The sequence below is a fragment of the Brachybacterium sp. NBEC-018 genome, from assembly GCF_024860185.1.
GTDB classification, from domain to species: Bacteria; Actinomycetota; Actinomycetes; order Actinomycetales; family Dermabacteraceae; genus Brachybacterium; species Brachybacterium rhamnosum.
On the sequence record NZ_CP100650.1, the window covers coordinates 3,556,200 to 3,576,087 of the forward strand.

Below are 19,888 nucleotides of genomic sequence, written 5' to 3' on the forward strand. Positions count from 1 at the left end.
TCCCGGACGGACCTGACCCAGATCACGTCCCGTGCGACGATGGCGCGATGGGATCCCCGGGCGCTCTCGACCGCGTGGCGGGCGCGCACGATGCCGCCGTGCTCGCCGTCGCACGCCGCGGCGAACCCGTCTCCCGCGCCGAGCTCGCCGCCGCGCTGCAGGTGACGCCCCAGGCCATCTCCAAGATCCTGGGCCGCCTCATGGGCCGCGGCCTGGTCGCGGAGGCCGGCACCGTGATCGCCGGCCCCGGCAAGCCCACGACCCTGTACCGCATGGAACCCGGCTCGCGCCGCGCGATCGGCCTGCACCTGACCCGCTCCCGCCTGCACGGTGTCGTCGCCGACCTCTCCGGCGAGATCATCGCCCGCCGCGAGCTCGAGATCGGCCGCCTGCAGCCCGTGCCCGAGCTCGTCGCGACCCTCGCCGCCCAGGCGCGCGAGCTCGCCGGGCACGGCGACGGGGAGCTCGTGGGCGTGGGCCTCGGCATGCCCGGTCCGGTCGACGCGGCCGACGGCGTCTACCGCGGCACCTCCTGGCCCGATCCCTGGCGCGGCGCCCCGCTGCGGGCGCTGCTCGCCGCCGAGCTCGACCTCCCCGTGCTGCTGGACCACGACTCGCGCGCCGCCCTCGTGGGCGAGACCTGGTCCCAGCCCGGGCTGCTGCGCGACGCCGCCCTGCTGCTCGTCGAGGACGGCCTCGGCGCGGCGCTCTGCCTCGACGGGCGGATCGTGCGCGGAGCCCACTCCCACGCCGGGGAGGTGGGCCACACGGTCGTGCGCCTGGACGGCGCGCCGTGCACCTGCGGGCGCCGCGGCTGCGCACAGGCCGAGCACCAGGCCGCGCTCGCCGCGGGCGACGACGAGCTCGCCGCCCGGATCATCGCGAGCATCGTGCTGGACCTCGTGCGGCTCGTGGACGTGGACCGGATCGTCCTCGGCGGCCGCACCGTCCACGCGCATCACGGCCGCACGATGGACGCGATCCGCGAGGTGCTCGAGGCGGGCCTGCACGGGGAGCCCTGGCAGCACGTGGAGGTCATGCTCTCCACGCGGGGCACCGACCTCATCGCGGTGGGCGCCGCGTGCGAGGTGCTCGAGCACGAGTACGGGATCCCGCAGGCGCTCGTCGGCGCCGGCTGATCCCCGCGCCGTCGCGACGCGGGGCGCTCAGGCGCGGGCGCCGAAGATCGCCGAGCCGACGCGGACGATCGTCGCACCCTCCTCGACGGCGATCTCGAGGTCCCCGCTCATCCCCATGGACAGCTCCGGCAGCGCCGGGGCGCCGGGGCGGGCGGCGAGGGCGTCGCGCAGCTCCCGCAGCGACCGCAGCGAGGCCCGCACCTGCGACTCCTCGCTCGTGTTCGCGCCGATCGTCATGAGCCCCACGGGGTGCAGCCAGTCGCTCGACCCGAGCCGGTCCACGACCGGGGCGAGCGCCTCGAGGCTCGGGGCGTAACCGCCCTTGGACTCCTCGCCGGAGGTGTTGACCTGCACGAGCACGTCCCGCGGGGTGCCGGCGAGCTCCGCACGCCGCTCGAGGGCGTCGACGATGTCGTCGCGGTCCGCGCTGTGGACCAGCTCGGCGAAGGCGATGACGTCCCGCGCCTTGTTCGTCTGCAGGCGGCCGATGAAGTGCCGCGGCACGCCGTTGCCCGCGAGCAGCGGATCCGCGTGCTTCGCGATCTCCTGGGCGCGGTTCTCCCCCACGGCGAGGCGACGGCCCCGCTCGCGGACGAGCGCGACCGCCTCGGCGACCTCTGCCGGGGTGCGGGTCTTCGTCGCGAGCAGCAGCGTGATCGCCGACGCGTCCCGCCCGCTGCGCTCCGCGGCGGCGTCGATCCGCCCGAGCACCGCGTCGAGGCGCTCGGCGAGAGAGGGGGCAGGCGAGGAGGTGCTCATGGCTCCGTCCGGGACGAGGTGCAGGACCGCACCAGGGTACGAGGTGCCCCCAGCGGGGTTCGAACCCGCACTGCGCCGCTTTTAAGGCGGCTGCCTCTGCCGGTTGGGCTATGGGGGCGAGGCTCCAGCCTATGCTGGGGTGATCATGACCGCTGCGATCCGGTCCCTCGCGGACTCCCTGCGAAGGTTCGGCGACGACCGCCTCGAGGCCCTGCTCGTCGCCCGGCCGGACCTCGCCTCGCCGGTGCCCCACGGGATCGGCCCGCTCGCCGCCCGTGCCGCGGGACCCACCTCCGCCCGCCGCGCGCTCCAGGCGCTCACGCTCCCCGAGCTGCACCTCGTCGAGGCGCTCGCCGTGCTCGAGGACGGCGCCTCCCCCGGCGCGCTCGCGGCCGCCGTCTCCGCCGAGCCGGCCGCCGTCGGCCCCGCCCTCGAGCGCCTCACGACCCTCGCCCTGCTGTGGGGAGAGGACGCCCTGCACCTCGTGCGCCCGCTGCGCGAGGGCCTGCGCTCCCCCGCCGGTCTCGCGCCCACGGATCCGTCGGACCCGGATGCCGAGCAGGCGCAGGCGCTGCTGGACCGCGCCCGGGCCGACGGCGTGCCCGCACCGGTGCTCGACGCGCTCGCCTGGGGACCCGCCGAGGTCACCGGGGACGGCGCGCTCGCCCGCACCCTCGAGGCCTCCGGCTTCCTGCGCCGCGAGGAGTCCGGTCTCGTCATCCCGCGGCCGGTGCATCTCGCCCTGCGGGGCGGCCGGGTGCGCCGCGCCTTCTCCCCGCTGCGTCCGGCGCCGGAGGGTCCCGAGGTCACCGAGCGGATCCCCGGCAGCCGGGCCGCGCAGGCCGTCGAGCGGGCCTTCGAGGCGCTGCGGCTGCTGGGCACCGTGCGCGGCTTCGACGAGGACCCGCCGGGGGTGCTGCGCCGCGGCGGGATCCCGCAGCGGGACCTGCGCCGGCTCGCCGAGCGCGCGGGCACCACCGTGCTCGCCTATGCGACCGTGCTGCAGAGCGGCTGGCAGGCGGGACTGCTGGGCCACGACGGCCAGGAGTGGCAGGCGACCCGGGACTGGGACGCCTACCGCGAGCGGAGCGCCGAGCAGCGCTGGGCGGAGCTCGTGCTCGCCTGGGCGCACGGCCGCCACCTCGCCACGATCGTCGGCACCCCCGATCCCTCCGGGGCGACCCGTTCCCTGCTCTCCGACCTCACGCGCCGCGACGGTGCCCGCACGCGTCGCGGGAGCGCCCTGCGCGCCCTGCGGGCCGCCCCCGGGGTCGCCGCGACCGCCGAGTCCCTCGCCGCGAACCTCGCCTGGGCGTTCCCGCTGGTCCCCGCCGCGGTCCTCCAGGAGGAGGCCGAGGCGGTGCTCGCCGAGGGCGAGGTGCTCGGCGTGATCGACGACGGCGCGCTCACCGTGCTCGGCGACGCCCTCGCGCTCGCCCTCGACGACGACGTCACCGCGGCCGACGCCCGCCTCGCCGCCGCCCTCCACGAGGCCTCCCCTCCCCCGGTCGACGAGATCCTGCTCGACGCGGACCTCACCGCCGTCATCCCCGGCCGGCCCTCCGAGCGCCTGCTGCCGCTGCTGGACTGGGCGACGCCCGTCTCCCGCGGCGGCGCGCTCACGCTCCGCTTCGAGGCGGCCTCGCTGCGCCGCGCCCTCGCCGCGGGCCGGGACCCCGAGGACCTCCTCGCCCTGCTGACGGCGACCTCCCGCACCCCGGTGCCGCAGGCGCTCGAGTACCTCGTGCGGGACGAGCAGCGTCGCCACGGGCGGGTGTGCGTCTCGCGCGCCTCGACCGTGCTCACCGCTCCCGCGGAGGTGCTGGACCTCCTGCAGGCCGCCCCGGAGGCGGCGGCCCTGACCCTGCACCGGATCGCGCCGACGGTCGCCGTGACGCTCTCCGACGCGGGCTTCGCCCTGCAGGTCGCCCGGAAGGCGGGCCTCTCCCCCGCGGCCGTCGGCCCCGACGGCCGCGCCGGCGGGCCCGAGCTGACCCATGCGCTGACCGGCGGCGGGGTGGACACCGACCTCGTCACGGTGGACGGCCCCGAGCTGCGCCTCGCCCCCGCGGAGGCCGTGGCCCGGCTGCGCGCGGCGGAGGACGGCGAGGGCGACCTCTCCGTCACGGACCGGCTGCTCGAGGCGATCGCGCAGGGCACCGAGCTGGACCTCGGCATCGTCGACGGCCGCGGCGGGGTCGTGGTGCGCCGGGCGCTGCCGGTCTCCCTCGACGGCGGGCGGCTGCGGGCGCGGGAACCGGGCAAGCCCGAGGAGTTCACCGTGCTCGTGCACCGGGTGACGCTCGGCTGAGGCTCCGGCTCCGGCTCCGGTGACCGTCCGGTAGTCGGAGGATCCACGTCCTCCCTGGCCAGCGACACGCCATGGGGACTCCTCCCCATGGCGCTCCCCGGGGTTTCCCAGGTTACGATCGCTCGCGCCAGGACCGGTCGTCACCCTCGATCGGAGGACCTGGGGCCGGGCGCGACGCGCCCGGTGCTCGATCATCCGAAGGAGTCACCATGACCGACTACACCGCCCCCGCCGCCTCGACCACCGGCGGCGCCCCCGTCTCGAAGACGAAGTGGATCGTCCAGCTGATCGTCGGCACGGTCGTGTTCGGCAACATCATCACCCTGATCCTCGCGATCCTGGGCCTGACCAAGGCCGACACCGATCTCGAGACCGCGAACAAGTACTACAAGTGGGGCTGGATCGCCTACGCGATCTGCCTCGCGCTGTGGCTGATCGTCATCATCGGCTACGTCGTGCTCGTCGTCGCCGCCGTCAACAGCGGCAACTACGAGACGTACTGAGCACCCCCGCACCGGGCACAGCGGCCCGGACGCACGGAAGGCCCGGACCTCACGGTCCGGGCCTTCCGTCGTCAGCAGGGCCTCAGCCCTGCGTCAGGTTCAGTCCTGCTTGGACTCGCGACGATCCTCGGACCACTCCACGTGGAAGGTGCCCTCGGTGTCGACGCGCTGGTAGGTGTGCGCGCCGAAGTAGTCGCGCTGCGCCTGGACCAGGGCGGCCGGGAGGCGCTCCGCGCGGACCGCGTCGTAGTAGGACAGGGTCGAGGAGAACACCGGGACCGGGAAGCCGGAGGCGGCGGCGTAGGCCACCACACGGCGCCAGGCCGGGACGCACTTGGCGATCTCGGCGGTGAAGTACTCGTCCGCGAGCAGGAGCGCGAGCTCCGGGTTGCGGTCGTACGCCTCGGTGATGCGGTTGAGGAACTTCGCGCGGATGATGCAGCCGCCGCGCCAGATCTTCGCCATGTCGCCCAGGTTGATGTCCCAGCCGAACTCCTTGGCGCCGGCCGCGATCTCGTCGAAGCCCTGCGAGTAGGAGACCAGCTTCGCGGCGTAGAGCGCCTTCTGGAGGTCGTCGATGAACTGCGCCTCGTCGGCGATCTCGAGCTGCTGGGTCTCCGCCGGGAGGACCGCGCGGGCGGCCTCGCGCTGCGCGGTGCCGCCGGAGGTGGAGCGCGCGAAGGTGGCCTCGGCGATGCCGGTGACCGGCACGCCCAGGGTGAGCGCGGTCTGCACGGTCCAGGCGCCGGTGCCCTTCTGGGCGGCCTGGTCGAGGATGACGTCCACGAACGGCTTGCCGGAGGTGGCGTCCTGGTGGTGGAGCACCTCGGCGGTGATCTCGATGAGGAAGGACTCGAGGTCGCCCTTGTTCCACTCGGCGAAGACGTCACCGATCTCGGAGGCGCCCTTGCCGAGCGCCTTGGACATGAGGTCGTAGGCCTCGGAGATGACCTGCATGTCGGCGTACTCGATGCCGTTGTGGACCATCTTCACGAAGTGGCCCGCGCCGTCCGCGCCCACGTGGGTGCAGCAGGGGGCGCCGTCGACGTGCGCGGAGATCTTCTCGAACATCGGGCCGAGGCGGTCGTAGGACTCCTTGGTGCCGCCGGGCATGATCGAGGGGCCGTTGAGCGCGCCCTCCTCGCCGCCGGAGACGCCGGAGCCCACGAAGTGCAGGCCCTTCTCGCGCAGGGCGGCCTCGCGGCGGATCGTGTCGGTGTACAGGGCGTTGCCCGCGTCCACGATGATGTCGCCCTCGTCCATGAGCTCGGCGAGCTCGTCGATGACGGCGTCCGTCGGGCCGCCGGCCTTGACCATGATGATCGCGACGCGCGGCTTCTGCAGGGAGGCGACGAACTCGGCGGCGGTCTCCGAGGGGTAGAACTCGCCCTCGGTGCCGTAGGCGTCGATGACCTTCTCGGTCTTGCCGACGGAGCGGTTGTGGATCGCGACCTTGAAGCCGTTGCGGGCGAAGTTGCGGGCCAGGTTGGAGCCCATCACCGCCATTCCGGTGACACCGATGTCGGCGACATCGGCGGGGGACGGAGCGAAGCTTGCCATGGGATCTCCTCGGATCGGTGGGTGTGAACCGGGGAGGGTCGCCGCGTCCGCGGTGCGTCGCGCGCCCCGCCCCGGGGCATCGCAGACCATTCTAGGGACCTCGGCGGTCCGGTGTCGGAGCGGGTCACCGCTTGCGCCGTGCGCGGGGCCGTGACCTAGGCTCTTCCTGCGCCGACGGCGTGGGGAACCGGCCGTGGCCGGGGGTCCGCCGGTGTCGCCGCTCACAATCCGACGCCCTCCGAGGGGAGACCCACCATGTCCACCGTCCCGCCGCCTCCCGGCGCGCCGCAGCAGCAGCCCGTCCCGCAGGCCCCCGGGCCCCGCCCGGGGACGGACCTCGGCACGGATCTCGGCGCCGCCCTCTCCTTCGCGGGCCGCTCCCTGCTGCGCAACCCCGCCGCGTTCCTCGTCGCGGGCGCCGTCTACGGCCTGCTGACCCTGATCGTGGTGGGCGCCTCGGTCGCCGGGCTCGCCGTCTACATGGTCAACGCGATGCCCTCGGATCCGTACGCGGAGCCCGAGCTCGGGATGTTCGTCGCCGCCTACGCGATCATGTTCGGGATCCTGCTGCTGCTCGTGCCGATCATGCTGCTGTGGGAGTCCGGCACCGGCCGCGCCGGCGAGCTGATCCTCGAGGGCGGCCGGCCGAGCATCGGCCAGGCCCTCGTGGGCCCGGGCCGGATCATGCTCACCGCGCTGCTCATGGGCGTGATCGTCACGATCGGCACGTTCCTGTTCTACCTGCCGGGCCTCGTCGCCTCGATCGCCTTCTTCTACGCGATCCCGGCCGCCGCCCGCGGCGCCTCCCCTGTCGAGGCGCTCAAGCAGAGCGCGCGGCTGGTCCGCGCGAACCTCGGCACCACGATCGTCGCGTGGCTCGTGCTGTCCGTGATCGGCTCCGTCGCCGGGTCGCTGATCATCACGGTCATCGCGCTCGTCCCCTTCACGATCCTCTTCCAGCTGGGGATGTTCGAGCGTCTCAACGGCCGGGAGCTCCCGGACCTGCGCAGCGCCTGAGGACTCACCCCGGCCGATCCCGTCGGCCGATCCCGTGGCGTCCCGAGAGGGGCGCCACGTGCGGGGGCCGTCGGCCTCCTGCCCGGCGTAGCCTGGCGGGATGACCGACGGCCCCCTCATCGTCCAGAGCGACAAGTCCCTGCTGCTCGAGGTCGCCCACGAGCGCGCGGCCGCGGCGCGCGCGGCGATCGCCCCGTTCGCGGAGCTCGAGCGCGCCCCCGAGCACGTGCACACCTACCGGATCACCGATCTGGGCCTGTGGAACGCGCGCGCCGCCGGGTACGACGCCGAGTCCGTCGTCGCCGCGCTCGTGGACCACTCCCGCTACCCGGTGCCGCATGCGCTGCTGCTCGACGTCGCGGACACCATGGACCGCTACGGCCGCCTCCGCCTCGAGGCCGATCCGCACCACGGGCTCGTGCTGCGCACCACGGACCGCCCCGTGCTCGAGGAGGTGCTGCGCTCCAAGCGGGTGCAGGGCATGGTCGGCGCCCGGATCGACGAGGACACCTCCGCCGTGCACCCCTCCGAGCGGGGCGCCCTGAAGCAGGCGCTGCTGAAGCTCGGCTGGCCCGCGGAGGACCACGCCGGCTACGTCGACGGCGAGGCGCACCCGATCGCCCTCGCGGAGGACGGCTGGTCGCTGCGCCCCTACCAGCAGGAGGCCGTGGACGGCTTCCGCCACGGCGGCAGCGGCGTGGTCGTGCTGCCCTGCGGCGCGGGCAAGACGATCGTGGGCGCGGGGGCGATGGCCGCGATGGGCCGCACCACCCTGATCCTCGTGACGAACACCGTCTCCGCCCGCCAGTGGCGCGACGAGCTGCTGCGCCGCACCTCCCTCACGGAGGAGGAGATCGGCGAGTACTCCGGCGCGAGCAAGGAGATCCGCCCCGTCACGATCGCCACCTACCAGGTGCTCACGATGAAGCGGAAGGGCGTGCACCCGCACCTCGAGCTCATGAGCGCCCGCGACTGGGGCCTGATCCTGTACGACGAGGTGCACCTGCTCCCCGCGCCCGTGTTCCGCATGACCGCGGACCTCCAGGCCCGGCGCCGGCTGGGGCTCACCGCGACCCTCGTGCGGGAGGACGGCCGCGAGGGCGAGGTGTTCTCGCTGATCGGCCCCAAGCGCTACGACGCCCCGTGGAAGGACATCGAGGCGCAGGGCTACATCGCCCCCGCGGACTGCACCGAGGTGCGGGTCGCGATGCCCGCGGAGGACCGCATGGCCTACGCGATGGCGGAGCCCGAGGACCGTCCCCGTCTGGGCGCCGCGCACCCCGCGAAGATCCCGGTCGTCGAGCGGCTCGCCGCCCGGCACCCCGGGGAGCCGCTGCTCGTGATCGGCCAGTACCTCGACCAGCTCGAGGAGATCGCCGCGCACCTGGGCTCGGAGCTCATCACGGGGCAGACGAGCGTGCGCCGGCGCCAGGAGCTGTTCGCCGCGTTCCGCAGCGGTGAGATCGACCGCCTGGTCGTCTCGAAGGTCGCGAACTTCTCCGTGGACCTCCCGGAGGCCTCGGTCGCGATCCAGGTGAGCGGGGCGTTCGGCTCGCGGCAGGAGGAGGCCCAGCGGCTGGGGCGCCTGCTGCGTCCCAAGGGCGACGGCCGCACGGCGCACTTCTACACCGTGGTCATGCGGGACACGCAGGACCAGGACTTCGCCGCGCACCGTCAGCGCTTCCTCGCCGAGCAGGGCTACGCCTACACGATCGTGGACGGCGAGGACCTCGCCGCCCCCGAGCGCGCGGCCGACGCCGGCTGACGCCGACCCGCCTCGCACGTCCTTCCCGCGGCCCACCTGCCCGCCCGCGACCGGGGGCTGGGGATACAGTGGCGCCAGATCGCATCCCTTCCCCGCACCCATCCCCCAGGAGCGAGCCATGAGCACCGGACCCGAGAGCACCGACCGTCCCGTCGCGCGTGATCCCCAGCCGATCGACCCCACCCCGACCGCGGGCACCGAGCCCGTCGGCCGTCCTGCGGAGCAGCCCGTCGAGCCGGCGCCCGCGCCGCGCCGCCGCGCGGAGACCGCCGAGCAGCCCCGCACCCCGGAGATCGAGGACGTCAAGGCCGGTGGCGGCAAGACCGCCGGCATCTGGATCGCGCTGATCCTCGGCGCCGTGGTCCTGATCCTGCTGCTCATCTTCGTGATCCAGAACAACGTCAAGGCGACCTTCGAGTACTTCGGCGCGCAGTTCGATCTCCCGCTCGGCGTGGCGATGCTGCTCGCCGCGATCGCAGGCGCGCTGGTCATGGCGCTCGTGGGCTCCGTGCGGATCTTCCAGCTGAGCTGGACCATCCGCAAGCTCCGCAAGACCCAGGCCAAGATCCAGAACGCCGTCCGCTGATCCGTCCAGCGGACGTCCAACCGATTCCCAGGCTGAGGGAGGACGGTGGGCGCCATGAACACCGCTGACCAGGAGTACGAGGCCCGACTGCTCGTCGTCGACGACGAGCCCAACATCCGCGACCTGCTCGCCACGTCGCTGCGCTTCGCGGGCTTCGAGGTGTTCACGGCGTCCACCGGCAACGAGGCGATCCGCGAGGCCACCGAGCACCAGCCGGATCTCGTGGTGCTCGACGTGATGCTCCCGGACATGGACGGCTTCACCGTCACCCGCCGCCTGCGCGACCGCGGCGAGGAGTACCCGATCCTCTTCCTCACCGCGCGCGACGAGACGCAGGACAAGGTCAACGGCCTCACCGTCGGCGGCGACGACTACGTCACCAAACCCTTCAGCCTCGAGGAGGTCGTCGCCCGCATCCGGGCGGTGCTGCGCCGCACCCACGGCGCCGCGGAGGGCGCGGTCGAGAGCGCGCTCGTGGTGGGCGACCTGCGCCTGGACGAGGACTCCCACGAGGTCTACCGCGGCGACGTCGCGATCGACCTCTCCCCCACCGAGTTCAAGCTCCTGCGCTACCTCATGCTCAACGCCGGGCGCGTGGTCTCCAAGACCCAGATCCTCGACCACGTGTGGGACTACGACTGGTCCGGCGAGGTCGGCATCGTCGAGTCCTACATCTCCTACCTGCGGCGCAAGGTCGACGTGGTGGGCGACCCGATGATCCACACCAAGCGCGGCATCGGCTACGTGCTCCGCGCGGCCGAGTCCCGCTGACCCGCTCCCCGCAGCTCCCGTGGCCCTCCCGACCCTCCGAGCGCAGCGACCCGTGTCCCTCTGGACGCGGATCGTCGCGCTCATCTCCCTGCTGCTCGTGGCGGGCACGGTCATCACGGGCAGCCTCTCGCTGTTCCTCCTGAACCGGACCCTCATCCAGTCGGTCGACTCGAACCTGCACTCCGGCATGGGCGAGATGCTCTCCCTCGCCCAGCACGAGATCTCCGAGGACGATCCCTCCGCGCGCTCCGGGTACATCCCCGTCGAGTACGCGGTGGAGATCCGCAACGAGCAGGGCGAGTCGATCGTCAACGACGTCTTCCTCTACAACAACGACGACGTCACGGTCACCTTCCCGCAGCTCACGGACCAGCAGATCCTGGACCGCGGCGGGAAGCCGTTCACCGTCCTGGACTCCGCCGAGAACCGCTGGCGGGTCGCGGCGATGGTCAACACCGGGCCCGACGGCGGCACCGTCTACGTGGCGCTGCCGCTCACGGGCGTGGACCGCACCATGCACGAGATGGCCCTGATCATCGTGCTCGTGGGGACCCTCGTGGTGCTCGCGGGCATGGGCCTCGGCGGCTACATGGCGCACCGCTCCCTCGAGCCGCTGCAGGACGTCGAGGCGACCGCCTCCCAGATCGCGGGCGGCGACCTCTCCCGCCGTGTGCCCGTCACCGACACGAGCCTCGAGGTGCACGCCCTCGCGATCTCCCTGAACGAGATGCTCGTGCGCATCGAGCAGGCCTTCGCCGCGCAGTCGGACTCGGAGGAGCACGCGACGCGCAACGAGGCGAAGATGCGCCGCTTCGTGGGGGACGCCTCCCACGAGCTGCGCACCCCGCTCGCGGCGATCCGCGGCTTCGGCGAGCTGTACCGGATGGGCGCCCTGCGCTCGGACGAGGACGTCGCGCAGGCGATGCGCCGCATCGAGGACGAGGCCCGCCGCATGGGCTCCCTCGTGGAGAACCTGCTGCGCCTGGCCCGGCTCGACGAGAACCCGACGCTGGACCTCGCCCCCGTGGACCTCTCCGACGCGCTCTTCGACGCCGCCCAGGACCTCCGGGCGCTGGATCCGAGCCGCCAGGTCATGGTCGTGAACCTCGCCGGGGTGCCGCTGCCGGTCTCCCCGCACCAGAGCGTCGGCGTGCTCGGCGACGAGGCGTCCCTGCGCCAGGTGATCCTCAACCTCGTGGGCAACGCGAACCGGCACACGCCCAAGGGCTCCCCGGTGGAGATCGCGGCGGGGACCACCACCCGCGGCACCGTGCGGCTCGAGCTGCGCGACCACGGCGACGGCATCGAGGCGGACCAGCGGGAGAAGGTCTTCGAGCGCTTCTACCGCACCGACTCCTCGCGGGTGCGCATCGCCTCACAGGGCGGCGGCGCGGGGCTGGGGCTGTCGATCGCGGCGACGATCGTGCAGCAGCACGGCGGCACGATCGGCGTCATGGAGACCGCCGGGGGCGGTGCGACCTTCTGGGTGGAGCTGCAGGCGGCGACCGTGGACGAGGAGCATCTCTCGACCCCGGATCAGGTGCGCCCGCTCACCGACTCCCCGTCCGCCGACCCCGAGTCCTGAGACAGGCTCAGCACCTGCCCGGTGAAGCCCGGCGCGCCCCGGTCCCGGGCACGCGCGTCGAGCAGCGCGAGCATCTCCTGCGCGGCCAGCCGGCCGGCGGCGTCGTGCGCCTCGATGCGGGGCGCGCCGCCCGGCGCCTCCTGCGAGAGCCGGAACGCGCCGGCCGGTGCCTGACCTGCCGGGGGCAGCGGGTCGGCGTGGCCGATCGGGCCGAGCACGAGGTCCGTGGGCACCGCCTCGAGGCCGAGGGCCGCGGCGTGCTCGGCGGTGCGCCGGGTGCGGGCGGCGGCGCGGTCCCGCAGCGGCACGCGCAGTCCCGAGCGCAGCAGCGCCCGGGTGAGCTCCCCGGCGCTCACGAAGCGCACGCCCGCCGCCTCGAGGTCGCCGCGGGCGGACTCGGGCCAGTCGTAGTGGTCGAGGTCGAAGGCGCGTGGGGTGAGGCCGCAGCGTGCCGCCGCCGCGTGCAGCTCCTCGAGGGAGGCATCGGAGATCAGGTGCCCCCAGAGCATGCCGTGGCGGGGCCAGCGCGGGGTGTCGGCGAGGACGGTCATCGTGGGCCGACGCTACTCGCCTCGGCGCTCCGACGGGCCCCGGCGGGCGCGGCGGATCCGGCGAGGCGGCGCAGCACCGCCTCGAGCGGTCCGCGGCGGCCCGTGCGACGCCAGGCCGCGGCGGCCAGCAGGGTCACGAGCCACGTGAGCGCCATGATCGCGGAGGCGCCGGCGGAGCCGAGCCGAGCACCGAGGTCGAGCGTGTACGGCGGGAAGAGCAGGGAGGCGGCGAGCGACTGGGCGACGTAGGCGCTGAGCGCCGTCGCCCCGAGGGCGGTGAGCGCGGTGAGCGCTCGACTCCTCCCGCCCCTCCCCCACCGATCAGCGAGCAGTGCGTACAGCGCCGCGGCGCCGACCGCCCCGGCGAGCCCGCTGACCTGGTGCAGCACCCCGAGAGTGCCGAGCACCACCTCGTCGCCCAGCACCTCCTGCCCCGGGTCGAGGACGAGCACGGCGGTGAGCGGGACGGCGCCCACGAGGCCCACGAGCAGCCCCCAGCGGGCGAGCGGCCGCAGCAGGTCCGCGTTCTCGCGGGGCAGCTCGAGCATCCGGAGCGAGGCGGCCGCCGCGCCGAGCGCCATCGGCGCGAGCAGCCCGATCTGCTCGACGGGGGCGAAGGCGAGGGAGCGCAGCGCCTCGTGCGCGCGCAGCGAGACGCCCTCGCCCCAGCTGCCGGCCGCGGCGCTCGCGTAGCCGTCCCCGCCGCCGAGGGCGATGGTCGCGTCGACCCAGCCCCAGAGCCCGAGCGGGGCGAGGCAGACCATGGCCGCGAGCAGGAGGGCGAGGCGGCCCCGGGTCGCGAGCAGGGCGCAGGCGGTGCCGATCACCGCGTAGGAGACGAGGATGTCCCCGCTGAACAGCAGGACCGCGTGGAGCATGCCGATCGCGCCGAGCACCGTGAAGCGGCGCAGCATGCGCAGGGCGAAGCGCCCGGGCCGCTCCCCCGCCGCGAGGGACCGACGGTGCATGATGCCGATCCCGTAGCCGAAGAGCAGCGCGAACAGGGGGAAGCCGCGGTTGTCCGCGAGCAGGGCGACGAGCACGTCCACCGTGCGGTCCGCGGCGGAGGTGTGGGTCTGCTTCAGCAGCACGGTCCAGCGGTCGCCGTGGAGCCAGCCGACGGTGTTCGCGAGGCCGATGCCCAGGAGCGCCGCGCCGCGCGCGAGGTCCGGCCCGGCCGCGCGCTGCGCAAGCGGGACCGAGCCGACGCTCACCGGGCGGCGGGGGTGCCCTGGTGGTGGCGCAGCAGCCAGCGGTCCCCCTCACGCAGCCAGAGCGAGCTGCGCAGCACCCGTGCGCCGTCGGCGCCGCGGGTCGTGAAGGTCAGCAGGACCACGCCGGGGGCGATCTCGTCGGCCACGAGGTCCTCCGCCTCGACGCCCGGGAGCGGGCCGATCTCCTCGAGGATCTCCTCGCGGGTCCAGCTGCGGCCGCTCGCGCCGATCTCCGAGAACCGGGGGTGCAGGAGAGCGGCGGCGCTCGGCGGGTCGGAGCGCAGGCGGTCGTCGAGCAGGGCGAGCTCGTGGGCGGTGACCTGCTCGAGGGCGGTGCCGAGGGTCGGGTCCGGTCCCGTGCCCTCGGGGGCGCCGCAGCGGGCGGGCGGGGCGGGGGCGTCGCCGGGTCCTGCCTCGTCGAAGAGGCTGAAGAGGTCGTCCACCGCGGCCGCAGCGGGCGCTGCGGGGGCGGACGCCGGGGCTGCGGAAGCGGACGTGGAGCCGACGCGAGCCGCCGTCGGCCCTCCGCCCGCACCCCGGTAGCCGGGGCCGACCTTCGGGTCCTGCTTCTTGGAGTAGGCGGTCGCGGCGGCGTTCGCGCGGCGGTCCGCCGCCTCGTTCATCGCATGGCCGGCGTGGCCCTTGACCCATTCGAACTCGACGCTCCGGCCCACGAGGGCGCGGTCGATCGCCTGCAGCAGCTCGACGTTCATGACGGGCTTGCCGTCCTTCTTGCGCCAGCCCTTGCGCTTCCAGCCCGGCATCCACTTCGTCACGGAGTTGATGACGTACTGGCTGTCGCACAGCACGTGCAGGTGCTGATCGGCGTCCACCGCCGTCGCCTCGAGGAGGTCGAGGACGGCCTTGAGCTCGCCCATGTTGTTCGTGCCGTGGGGCCAGCCGCCCGCACGCCACGTACCCTCGTCGATGTACCAGGCCCAGCCGGCGGGACCGGGGTTGCCGAGGGCGGAGCCGTCGGCCGCAGCGGTGATCGTCATGGCCGCCATCGTTCCACAGCCAGGAGGGACACCCGCCGTGAGCACGCTGTCGTCGCTGTGGCATTCCCCGCGCCGCCGCCTGCTCGGCAGCGCCCTGATCGGCGCCGTCGCCGCGATCCTGACGGGACTGCTCGCCGGTCCTGCGCTCGCCGCGATGACCGGGGTGACGGTGGCGGAGGTCGTGTTCCTCGTGTCCTCGCTCGCGGCGGTCCTGCCGATGGACGCCGCGACCACGCGCGCGAACGCCCGCCGCGAGGACCTGCAGCCGGTCGCCGACGAGGCGCTCGTCGCGGCGCTGTGCGTGCTCGCCGTCATCACGATGGTGACCCTGCACCTCGGGGCGGGCGGCGCGGCGGTGAGCACGATCGGCTCGGTGATCACGCTCGTGGGGGTGTTCGGTGCCTGGGCCTGCATCCAGCAGACCTACGCCCTGCACTACGCCTACCGGTACTACCTCGAGGAGTCGGGCATCGACTTCCATCAGGACAATGACGCAGACGGCCCGACCTTCGGCGACTTCCTGTACTTCAGCTACGCGATCGGCATGACCTACGGCGTCACCGACAACGACGTCTCCGACCGTGCGATCCGCATGATCGTGTGGCGCCACGCGGTGATCTCCTTCGCCTTCGGCACGATCCTGCTGGCCGCGGCGGTGAACCTCGTGGCGGGCTTCTTCAGCCCGGCGGGCTGAGCCTCAGCAGACGGGACGCACGTAGGTCGCGTAGACGTGGGCGCGGTGGAAACCGACGGCGTCGTACAGCCGGGTGGCGCCGGTGAGGGACTCGGCGTCCACCTCGAGCTGCGCGCCCGTGAAGCCGGCCTCCGCGCCGGAGGCGAGGGTGCGGGCGAGGACGGCGCGGGCGAGTCCTCTCCCGCGGGCCTCGGGCCGGGTGCCGACGAGGGCGACGTGCAGCACGCCGGGACGGTCCTCGGAGGTGATCGCGTAGGCGAGGACGGTGCCGTCGGCGTCCACGGCGATCGTGCTGTGCTGCGGGCGCGCGGTGTGCGAGGTGGTCCACAGCTGCCAGGTCTCGGCGTCGATCGGCGCGAAGCCCCAGTGGTCGGCGAAGGCGGCGACGTGGGCGAGGCGCACGGCCTCGCTGCGCTCCGCGGACGGGCTCACGAGCTCCACACCCTCCAGGTCAGGGACCGCGAGGGCGGTGCCGGGGAGCTCGCGCTCCATCTCGAGCCAGGAGCGCACCCGGCGGTAGCCGCGACGCTCGAGCACGGGGCGGACGTCGGCCCCGCCGCGGCCCGCCTCGCCGTCGGAACGGGGGTCCCGGCCCCCACCGGTGCGCAGCACGGCGGGGACGCCCGGGTGGCGCTCGGCGGCGATCGCCGCGCCGCGGGTCTCGATCCGCTCGAGGATCCCGGTGCCGTGGCCGAGGCGCCGATGCGCGGGGTGCACGCCGCCGCTCAGCTGGACGCGGGCACGGCCGTCGCGGTCGGGCGCGGCGGAGACGGTGACGAGCCCGAAGCCGATCAGCTCCTCGCCCGCGCGCACGGCGACCGTGTCGTGCTCGAGGTCGAGCCGCGGGGTGCGGAGCCACTCGTGCATGCTCGGCTCCTCGACGGGGTCGCCGAGCTCGTCGTGGCGGTCGATCTCGTTGAGCAGGGCGGTCAGCGCGGGCACGTCCGCGGCGCTCAGGGCGGACCAGGTCACGGGGGCATCGGCGGCGTTCACCGGCTCAGTCTAGGGAGCCCGTCGCCGGCTTCCTGTAGACGCTCACATGGCTGCGGGAGTCCGCGGTGAAGGCGGAGCGGTCCCAGTCCGCCCAGCGCGACTCCCGCTGAAGCCCGGCGAGCTGCGCCATGAGGTCGAGCTCCGACGGCCAGACGTAGCGGTGCGGGGTACGGCCGATCCTCGCGCCGCGCGCGCCGTCCACCGCGGCCTCGAAGCGCACGTGGTGGGAGACGACCTGCTGGGCGAGGGTGTCGTAGGTGTCCACGAGCAGGTACCCCGGCTCGGAGACCTCGACGGTGCCGCCGTGGCCCGGGGCGAGGGAGCGCAGCTGCGGCACCCACAGCTCGATCACGAAGCACCCGCCGGGGGCGAGCTGCGAGGCGGCGTTGCGGAAGCAGGCCACCTGCTGCTCCTGGGTGAGCAGGTTCGAGATCGTGTTGAAGACGAGGTAGACGAGGGAGAATCCCTCCCCCGCACGGGCGGTGGTCATGTCCCCGTGCACGACGGGGATCTCCTCCTCCGTGGCCTTCTCCCGCAGCCGCGCGAGCATCGGCGCGGAGAGCTCGATCCCGCTCACCGCGGTGCCCCGCTCCCGCAGCGGGATCGCGACGCGACCGGTGCCGATCGCGAGCTCGAGCGCCGGGCCGCGGTCGGCGAGCTCATGGAGGCGCTCGACGGTGGGGCCCAGCACCTCGGGCGCGAACATGCCCTCACCGGGCGTGTCGTAGGTGGCGGCGGCGTGGGCGTCCCAGAGGCGCGACTGATCGACCATGCCCCCATGCTTCTCCCGCCCGCGAGCGGTGTCACGGGAATATGCGGGCGCGGATCCCGCGGACCGCGCCCTCGGTCAGGGCAGGGTCGCGGGGTCGCAGGCCTCTCCCCCGGTGTCCACGGGGATCTCGATGGCGACGTGCACGTCGCCGAACCGGGTCACGGTGACCTCCGCACCGCGCTCGCCCGTGGCGACCAGGTACGGCTCGACGCCGTCCTTCTCGGCCGGGCGGAGCTCGCCGAAGCCGTGGTCGGTGAGCACGGGCTGGGCGGCATCGGCCACGTCGTCGAGGAGCGTGTCCCCCTGATCGTCCGGGACGGTGACGCCGCCCGGGGACCAGGAGCAGTCCTCGGCGGAGCCGCTGTAGGCGATCGCCTCGGCGTCCTCCGCCGGGAGCGCACCGAACTCCGCCTCGAGCTGGTCACGCAGCGCCCCGGGGAGACCGGCGTACCGGGTCTGCGCCGCGGAGGCGTCCACGGGCTGTGCAGGGAGCAGGTCGCAGCCCGCCGAGAGCGCGAGCACCGCGAGGGCGACCGTCGCCGCTGCGAGCGGTCGCTGGGAGGACGTCATGGCGGCGAGGGTAGTGCGGGCACGGCCGTCCACGGGCGGGATCCCCCCTCGCCTGTGGACGGCCGACGGCGCACCCGCCCCCGGGCTCAGCCCTCCTGCTCGTACGCGGCGGCCTTCTCCTGCACGGCGCGGAGCCGGGCGAGGTCGAGCTTGCGGCCGCGCGCGAAGTCGACGATGCCGTTCTTCTCCTGGAAGACGTCCGTCATCTGCGTGTAGCAGTAGGCGAACATGCGCGGGTCCTCGAGCAGCACGCGGGTGAGGCCCTCGAAGCGCTCGTAGAGCTCCTCCTCGGAGGCGATGCGCTGGCCGTAGCCCCAGGACTCGGCGGCATTGTTCCCCGCGCGCTCCGCCTCCGCGGCACGGCGGGCCTCCTCCTCGTTCCACCAGATGCCGCCGTACTCGGAGACGAAGTAGGGCTGGCCGGCATAGGGCAGGGAGAAGCCGCCGTCGGCGTAGGGGTAGTCGTCCGGGCCCAGGTCGCGGCGGTTCACGAAGGGCTTCCCCTCGGCGAGGCCCGCCTGCTCGACGCGGAAGCGCTCCGGGTCCTGCTCGTAGGAGTGGGAGTCGTAGACGTCCGCTCCGCGCACGCGGTGGGAGTAGCCGGAGGCGTCGAGCACGGGGCGGGTGGGGTCGGCGAGCTTGGTCGCGTCGTACATCGCCTGGGTGACGTCGTCGAGCTGGGTGAGGCGGTCGTGCAGCAGCTGGTGGGTCTCGTTCAACGGGCACCAGCCGATGATCGAGGGGTGGTTGCGGTCGCGGGAGACGGCCTCGACCCACTGCCCGATGAAGGAGGCGGTGGGCTGCTGGTTGTCGCCGTCGGGCCCGCGGCCGGAGACGCCCCAGTCGCCGAACTCGCCCCAGGTGAGGTAGCCGTGGAGGTCCGCCCAGAAGTGCATGCGCTCCTCGAAGACCTTCTGGTGCAGGCGGGCGCCGTTGAACCCGGCCTCGAGGGCGAGGCGGATGTCGGTCGTGAAGGCGGCGTCCTCCGGGGTGGTCATGAAGGTCTCCTCCCAGTAGCCCTGGTCGAGGACCAGGCGCTGGAAGACCTTCTCGCCGTTGATGCGGTACTCGTGGCCGCTCAGCGTGGTGGAGCGCAGACCCGCGTAGGAGGAGACCTCGTCGAGCACGGCGCCGTCGGCCCCGCGCAGCGTGAGGGCCAGCGCGTACAGCTCGGGGGCGCCGGGCCCCCAGACGCGCACGGCGTCCTCGGGGATCGTGAGCTCGAGGTGGGGCGCGAGGTCGAGGTCGGCGCGGACGCTCGTGCGGGCGACCTCGCCGCCGCCGGGCTCGCTCGCGACGACCTCGATGCTCGTGCCGGGGACGGCGCGGTTCAGGGGCACGTCGAGCGCGAAGGAGTGCGAGGCGAGCGACGGGGTGATGCGCACGGTGCGGATCTCGTGCGCGGGGACGCCCTCGAGCCAGACCGTCTGCCAGATCCCGGTGGTGCGGTGGTAGTTGGCGTGCGTGGGGCGGAACCAGGTGGACTGCTTGCCGCGGGCCTGGGCGGCGTCGTGCGGGTCGCGGGCGCGGATCACGAGGGTGACCTCGGCGCCGGGGCCCACGCCGGGGACGGTGGAGAGGTCGACGCTGAAGGAGGTGAAGCCGCCGCGGTGGCGGGCGACCTCCTGGCCGTTCGCCCAGATCGTCGCGTCGTGGTCGACGGCGCCGAGGTGGAGGACGGGGCGCAGCCCCTCCCAGGCGGCGGGGACCGTGATCGTGCGGCGGTACCAGACGGCCTCGAGGAAGTCCCGCTCGCCGATCCCGGAGGCGGCGGTCTCCGGGGCGAAGGGGACGGTGATGGTGCGCTCGAGCTCGCGCTCGATCAGGCCGCGCTCGCGGCCGGTGTCGCCGCGGTCGATCTCGAACTGCCAGGTGCCGTTGAGGTTCAGCCAGGCGGCCCGGTGGAACTGGGGGCGCGGGTGCTCGGGGCGGGGGACGTCGGCCGCCTCGGAGAGCGGGGCGTCGAGCGCGGAGGCGAGGGCGTCCGCCCGGGCGAAGAGATCGGCCAGCTGCTCGGGCAGGGCGGGGGTGGTGGTCACGAGGACTCCTGGGATCGGCGGTGATCGGGGGCGTGCGGGTGACGCCGGTGACCATTCCATC

The 19,888-nt window shown here is 74.0% G+C and carries 18 protein-coding genes and 1 tRNA gene; 9 read left to right on the forward strand and 10 right to left on the reverse strand.

Annotated elements, in window-relative coordinates:
- Positions 1-47 precede the first annotated feature (47 nt).
- Positions 48-1,139, forward strand: a complete 1,092-nt coding sequence (locus tag NLU66_RS16170) for an ROK family transcriptional regulator (RefSeq protein ID WP_259360623.1) — start codon at positions 48-50, stop codon at positions 1,137-1,139.
- Between the two features lie 27 nt (positions 1,140-1,166).
- Here the strand turns inward: NLU66_RS16170 and NLU66_RS16175 are convergent, their stop codons facing one another.
- Positions 1,167-1,898 carry a YggS family pyridoxal phosphate-dependent enzyme gene (locus NLU66_RS16175; RefSeq protein WP_259360624.1) on the reverse strand — a complete coding sequence of 244 codons (732 nt, stop codon included), beginning with the start codon at positions 1,896-1,898 and terminating at the stop codon, positions 1,167-1,169.
- A gap of 44 nt (positions 1,899-1,942) precedes the next feature.
- Positions 1,943-2,016: transfer RNA gene (locus tag NLU66_RS16180), tRNA-Leu, on the reverse strand.
- Positions 2,017-2,043: 27 nt separating this feature from the next.
- Between NLU66_RS16180 and NLU66_RS16185 the strand changes: the two genes are divergently transcribed.
- Together NLU66_RS16185 and NLU66_RS16190 are read left to right on the forward strand one after the other, a co-directional pair.
- Positions 2,044-4,209, forward strand: a complete 2,166-nt coding sequence (locus tag NLU66_RS16185; RefSeq protein WP_259360625.1) for a helicase-associated domain-containing protein — start codon at positions 2,044-2,046, stop codon at positions 4,207-4,209.
- A gap of 209 nt (positions 4,210-4,418) precedes the next feature.
- Positions 4,419-4,712 carry a hypothetical protein gene (locus tag NLU66_RS16190; RefSeq protein ID WP_259360626.1) on the forward strand — a complete coding sequence of 98 codons (294 nt, stop codon included), beginning with the start codon at positions 4,419-4,421 and terminating at the stop codon, positions 4,710-4,712.
- A 99-nt stretch (positions 4,713-4,811) separates the two neighbouring features.
- On the opposite strand, the gene gndA is transcribed toward NLU66_RS16190, so the two are convergent.
- The gene (gndA, locus tag NLU66_RS16195; protein ID WP_259360627.1) at positions 4,812-6,272 is read right to left on the reverse strand and encodes an NADP-dependent phosphogluconate dehydrogenase; all 1,461 of its coding nucleotides are present in this window, start codon (positions 6,270-6,272) and stop codon (positions 4,812-4,814) included.
- Between the two features lie 255 nt (positions 6,273-6,527).
- Here gndA and NLU66_RS16200 point away from each other — a divergent pair, with 255 nt between their 5' ends.
- The 5 genes from NLU66_RS16200 to NLU66_RS16220 all read left to right on the forward strand — a co-directional run bounded on the left by NLU66_RS16200 (position 6,528) and on the right by NLU66_RS16220 (position 11,996).
- Positions 6,528-7,289, forward strand: coding sequence for a hypothetical protein (locus NLU66_RS16200; RefSeq protein WP_259360628.1), 762 nt, complete (start codon positions 6,528-6,530; stop codon positions 7,287-7,289).
- A 100-nt stretch (positions 7,290-7,389) separates the two neighbouring features.
- Positions 7,390-9,054: a DNA repair helicase XPB gene (locus NLU66_RS16205; RefSeq protein WP_259360629.1), complete on the forward strand. Its 1,665-nt coding sequence runs from the start codon at positions 7,390-7,392 to the stop codon at positions 9,052-9,054.
- A 118-nt stretch (positions 9,055-9,172) separates the two neighbouring features.
- Positions 9,173-9,640 carry a LapA family protein gene (locus NLU66_RS16210; protein ID WP_259360630.1) on the forward strand — a complete coding sequence of 156 codons (468 nt, stop codon included), beginning with the start codon at positions 9,173-9,175 and terminating at the stop codon, positions 9,638-9,640.
- 54 nt (positions 9,641-9,694) lie between these two features.
- A complete protein-coding gene (locus NLU66_RS16215) occupies positions 9,695-10,411 on the forward strand; it encodes a response regulator transcription factor (RefSeq protein WP_137771473.1) in 717 nt (238 codons plus the stop codon).
- A gap of 52 nt (positions 10,412-10,463) precedes the next feature.
- The gene (locus tag NLU66_RS16220) at positions 10,464-11,996 is read left to right on the forward strand and encodes a sensor histidine kinase (protein ID WP_259360631.1); all 1,533 of its coding nucleotides are present in this window, start codon (positions 10,464-10,466) and stop codon (positions 11,994-11,996) included.
- On the opposite strand, the gene NLU66_RS16225 is transcribed toward NLU66_RS16220, so the two are convergent.
- Genes NLU66_RS16225 through NLU66_RS16235 form a run of 3 tightly spaced genes read right to left on the reverse strand, consistent with a single transcriptional unit; the run spans position 11,948 to position 14,759 of the window.
- Entirely contained in the window at positions 11,948-12,547 is a 600-nt protein-coding gene (locus NLU66_RS16225; RefSeq protein ID WP_259360632.1) for a DUF4031 domain-containing protein, read from the reverse strand. The genes NLU66_RS16220 and NLU66_RS16225 overlap by 49 nt on opposite strands.
- Positions 12,544-13,761, reverse strand: coding sequence for a DUF418 domain-containing protein (locus NLU66_RS16230; protein WP_259360633.1), 1,218 nt, complete (start codon positions 13,759-13,761; stop codon positions 12,544-12,546). The genes NLU66_RS16225 and NLU66_RS16230 overlap by 4 nt, the downstream gene beginning before the upstream one ends.
- A complete protein-coding gene (locus NLU66_RS16235) occupies positions 13,758-14,759 on the reverse strand; it encodes a ribonuclease HI family protein (protein ID WP_259360634.1) in 1,002 nt (333 codons plus the stop codon). Before NLU66_RS16235 ends, NLU66_RS16230 begins: the two co-directional genes overlap by 4 nt.
- 37 nt (positions 14,760-14,796) lie before the next feature.
- On the opposite strand from NLU66_RS16235, the gene NLU66_RS16240 reads away from it, so the two are divergent.
- Complete coding sequence (locus tag NLU66_RS16240) at positions 14,797-15,453, forward strand: DUF1345 domain-containing protein (protein WP_259360635.1); 657 nt, start codon at positions 14,797-14,799, stop codon at positions 15,451-15,453.
- Between the two features lie 3 nt (positions 15,454-15,456).
- Here NLU66_RS16240 and NLU66_RS16245 read toward each other — a convergent pair whose 3' ends face one another.
- From NLU66_RS16245 to NLU66_RS16260, 4 genes are all read right to left on the reverse strand, one after another.
- The gene (locus NLU66_RS16245) at positions 15,457-16,446 is read right to left on the reverse strand and encodes a GNAT family N-acetyltransferase (protein ID WP_259360636.1); all 990 of its coding nucleotides are present in this window, start codon (positions 16,444-16,446) and stop codon (positions 15,457-15,459) included.
- Between the two features lie 4 nt (positions 16,447-16,450).
- The gene (locus NLU66_RS16250; protein ID WP_259360637.1) at positions 16,451-17,218 is read right to left on the reverse strand and encodes a class I SAM-dependent DNA methyltransferase; all 768 of its coding nucleotides are present in this window, start codon (positions 17,216-17,218) and stop codon (positions 16,451-16,453) included.
- Positions 17,219-17,293: 75 nt separating this feature from the next.
- A complete protein-coding gene (locus NLU66_RS16255) occupies positions 17,294-17,788 on the reverse strand; it encodes a hypothetical protein (RefSeq protein WP_259360638.1) in 495 nt (164 codons plus the stop codon).
- An 86-nt stretch (positions 17,789-17,874) separates the two neighbouring features.
- Entirely contained in the window at positions 17,875-19,827 is a 1,953-nt protein-coding gene (locus NLU66_RS16260) for a glycoside hydrolase family 2 protein (RefSeq protein WP_416232168.1), read from the reverse strand.
- Positions 19,828-19,888 lie beyond the last annotated feature (61 nt).

Bases quoted from the DNA above. Each gene is read 5' to 3' on its own strand.
- NLU66_RS16255 (WP_259360638.1), bottom strand. From the start codon at position 17,788: ATGACGTCCTCCCAGCGACCGCTCGCAGCGGCGACGGTCGCCCTCGCG.
- NLU66_RS16250 (WP_259360637.1), bottom strand. From the start codon at position 17,218: ATGGTCGATCAGTCGCGCCTCTGGGACGCCCACGCCGCCGCCACCTAC.
- NLU66_RS16215 (WP_137771473.1), top strand. From the start codon at position 9,695: ATGAACACCGCTGACCAGGAGTACGAGGCCCGACTGCTCGTCGTCGAC.
- gndA (WP_259360627.1), bottom strand. From the start codon at position 6,272: ATGGCAAGCTTCGCTCCGTCCCCCGCCGATGTCGCCGACATCGGTGTC.
- NLU66_RS16225 (WP_259360632.1), bottom strand. From the start codon at position 12,547: ATGACCGTCCTCGCCGACACCCCGCGCTGGCCCCGCCACGGCATGCTC.
- NLU66_RS16210 (WP_259360630.1), top strand. From the start codon at position 9,173: ATGAGCACCGGACCCGAGAGCACCGACCGTCCCGTCGCGCGTGATCCC.
- NLU66_RS16205 (WP_259360629.1), top strand. From the start codon at position 7,390: ATGACCGACGGCCCCCTCATCGTCCAGAGCGACAAGTCCCTGCTGCTC.
- NLU66_RS16175 (WP_259360624.1), bottom strand. From the start codon at position 1,898: ATGAGCACCTCCTCGCCTGCCCCCTCTCTCGCCGAGCGCCTCGACGCG.
- NLU66_RS16185 (WP_259360625.1), top strand. From the start codon at position 2,044: ATGACCGCTGCGATCCGGTCCCTCGCGGACTCCCTGCGAAGGTTCGGC.
- NLU66_RS16200 (WP_259360628.1), top strand. From the start codon at position 6,528: ATGTCCACCGTCCCGCCGCCTCCCGGCGCGCCGCAGCAGCAGCCCGTC.
- NLU66_RS16190 (WP_259360626.1), top strand. From the start codon at position 4,419: ATGACCGACTACACCGCCCCCGCCGCCTCGACCACCGGCGGCGCCCCC.
- NLU66_RS16170 (WP_259360623.1), top strand. From the start codon at position 48: ATGGGATCCCCGGGCGCTCTCGACCGCGTGGCGGGCGCGCACGATGCC.
- NLU66_RS16235 (WP_259360634.1), bottom strand. From the start codon at position 14,759: ATGACGATCACCGCTGCGGCCGACGGCTCCGCCCTCGGCAACCCCGGT.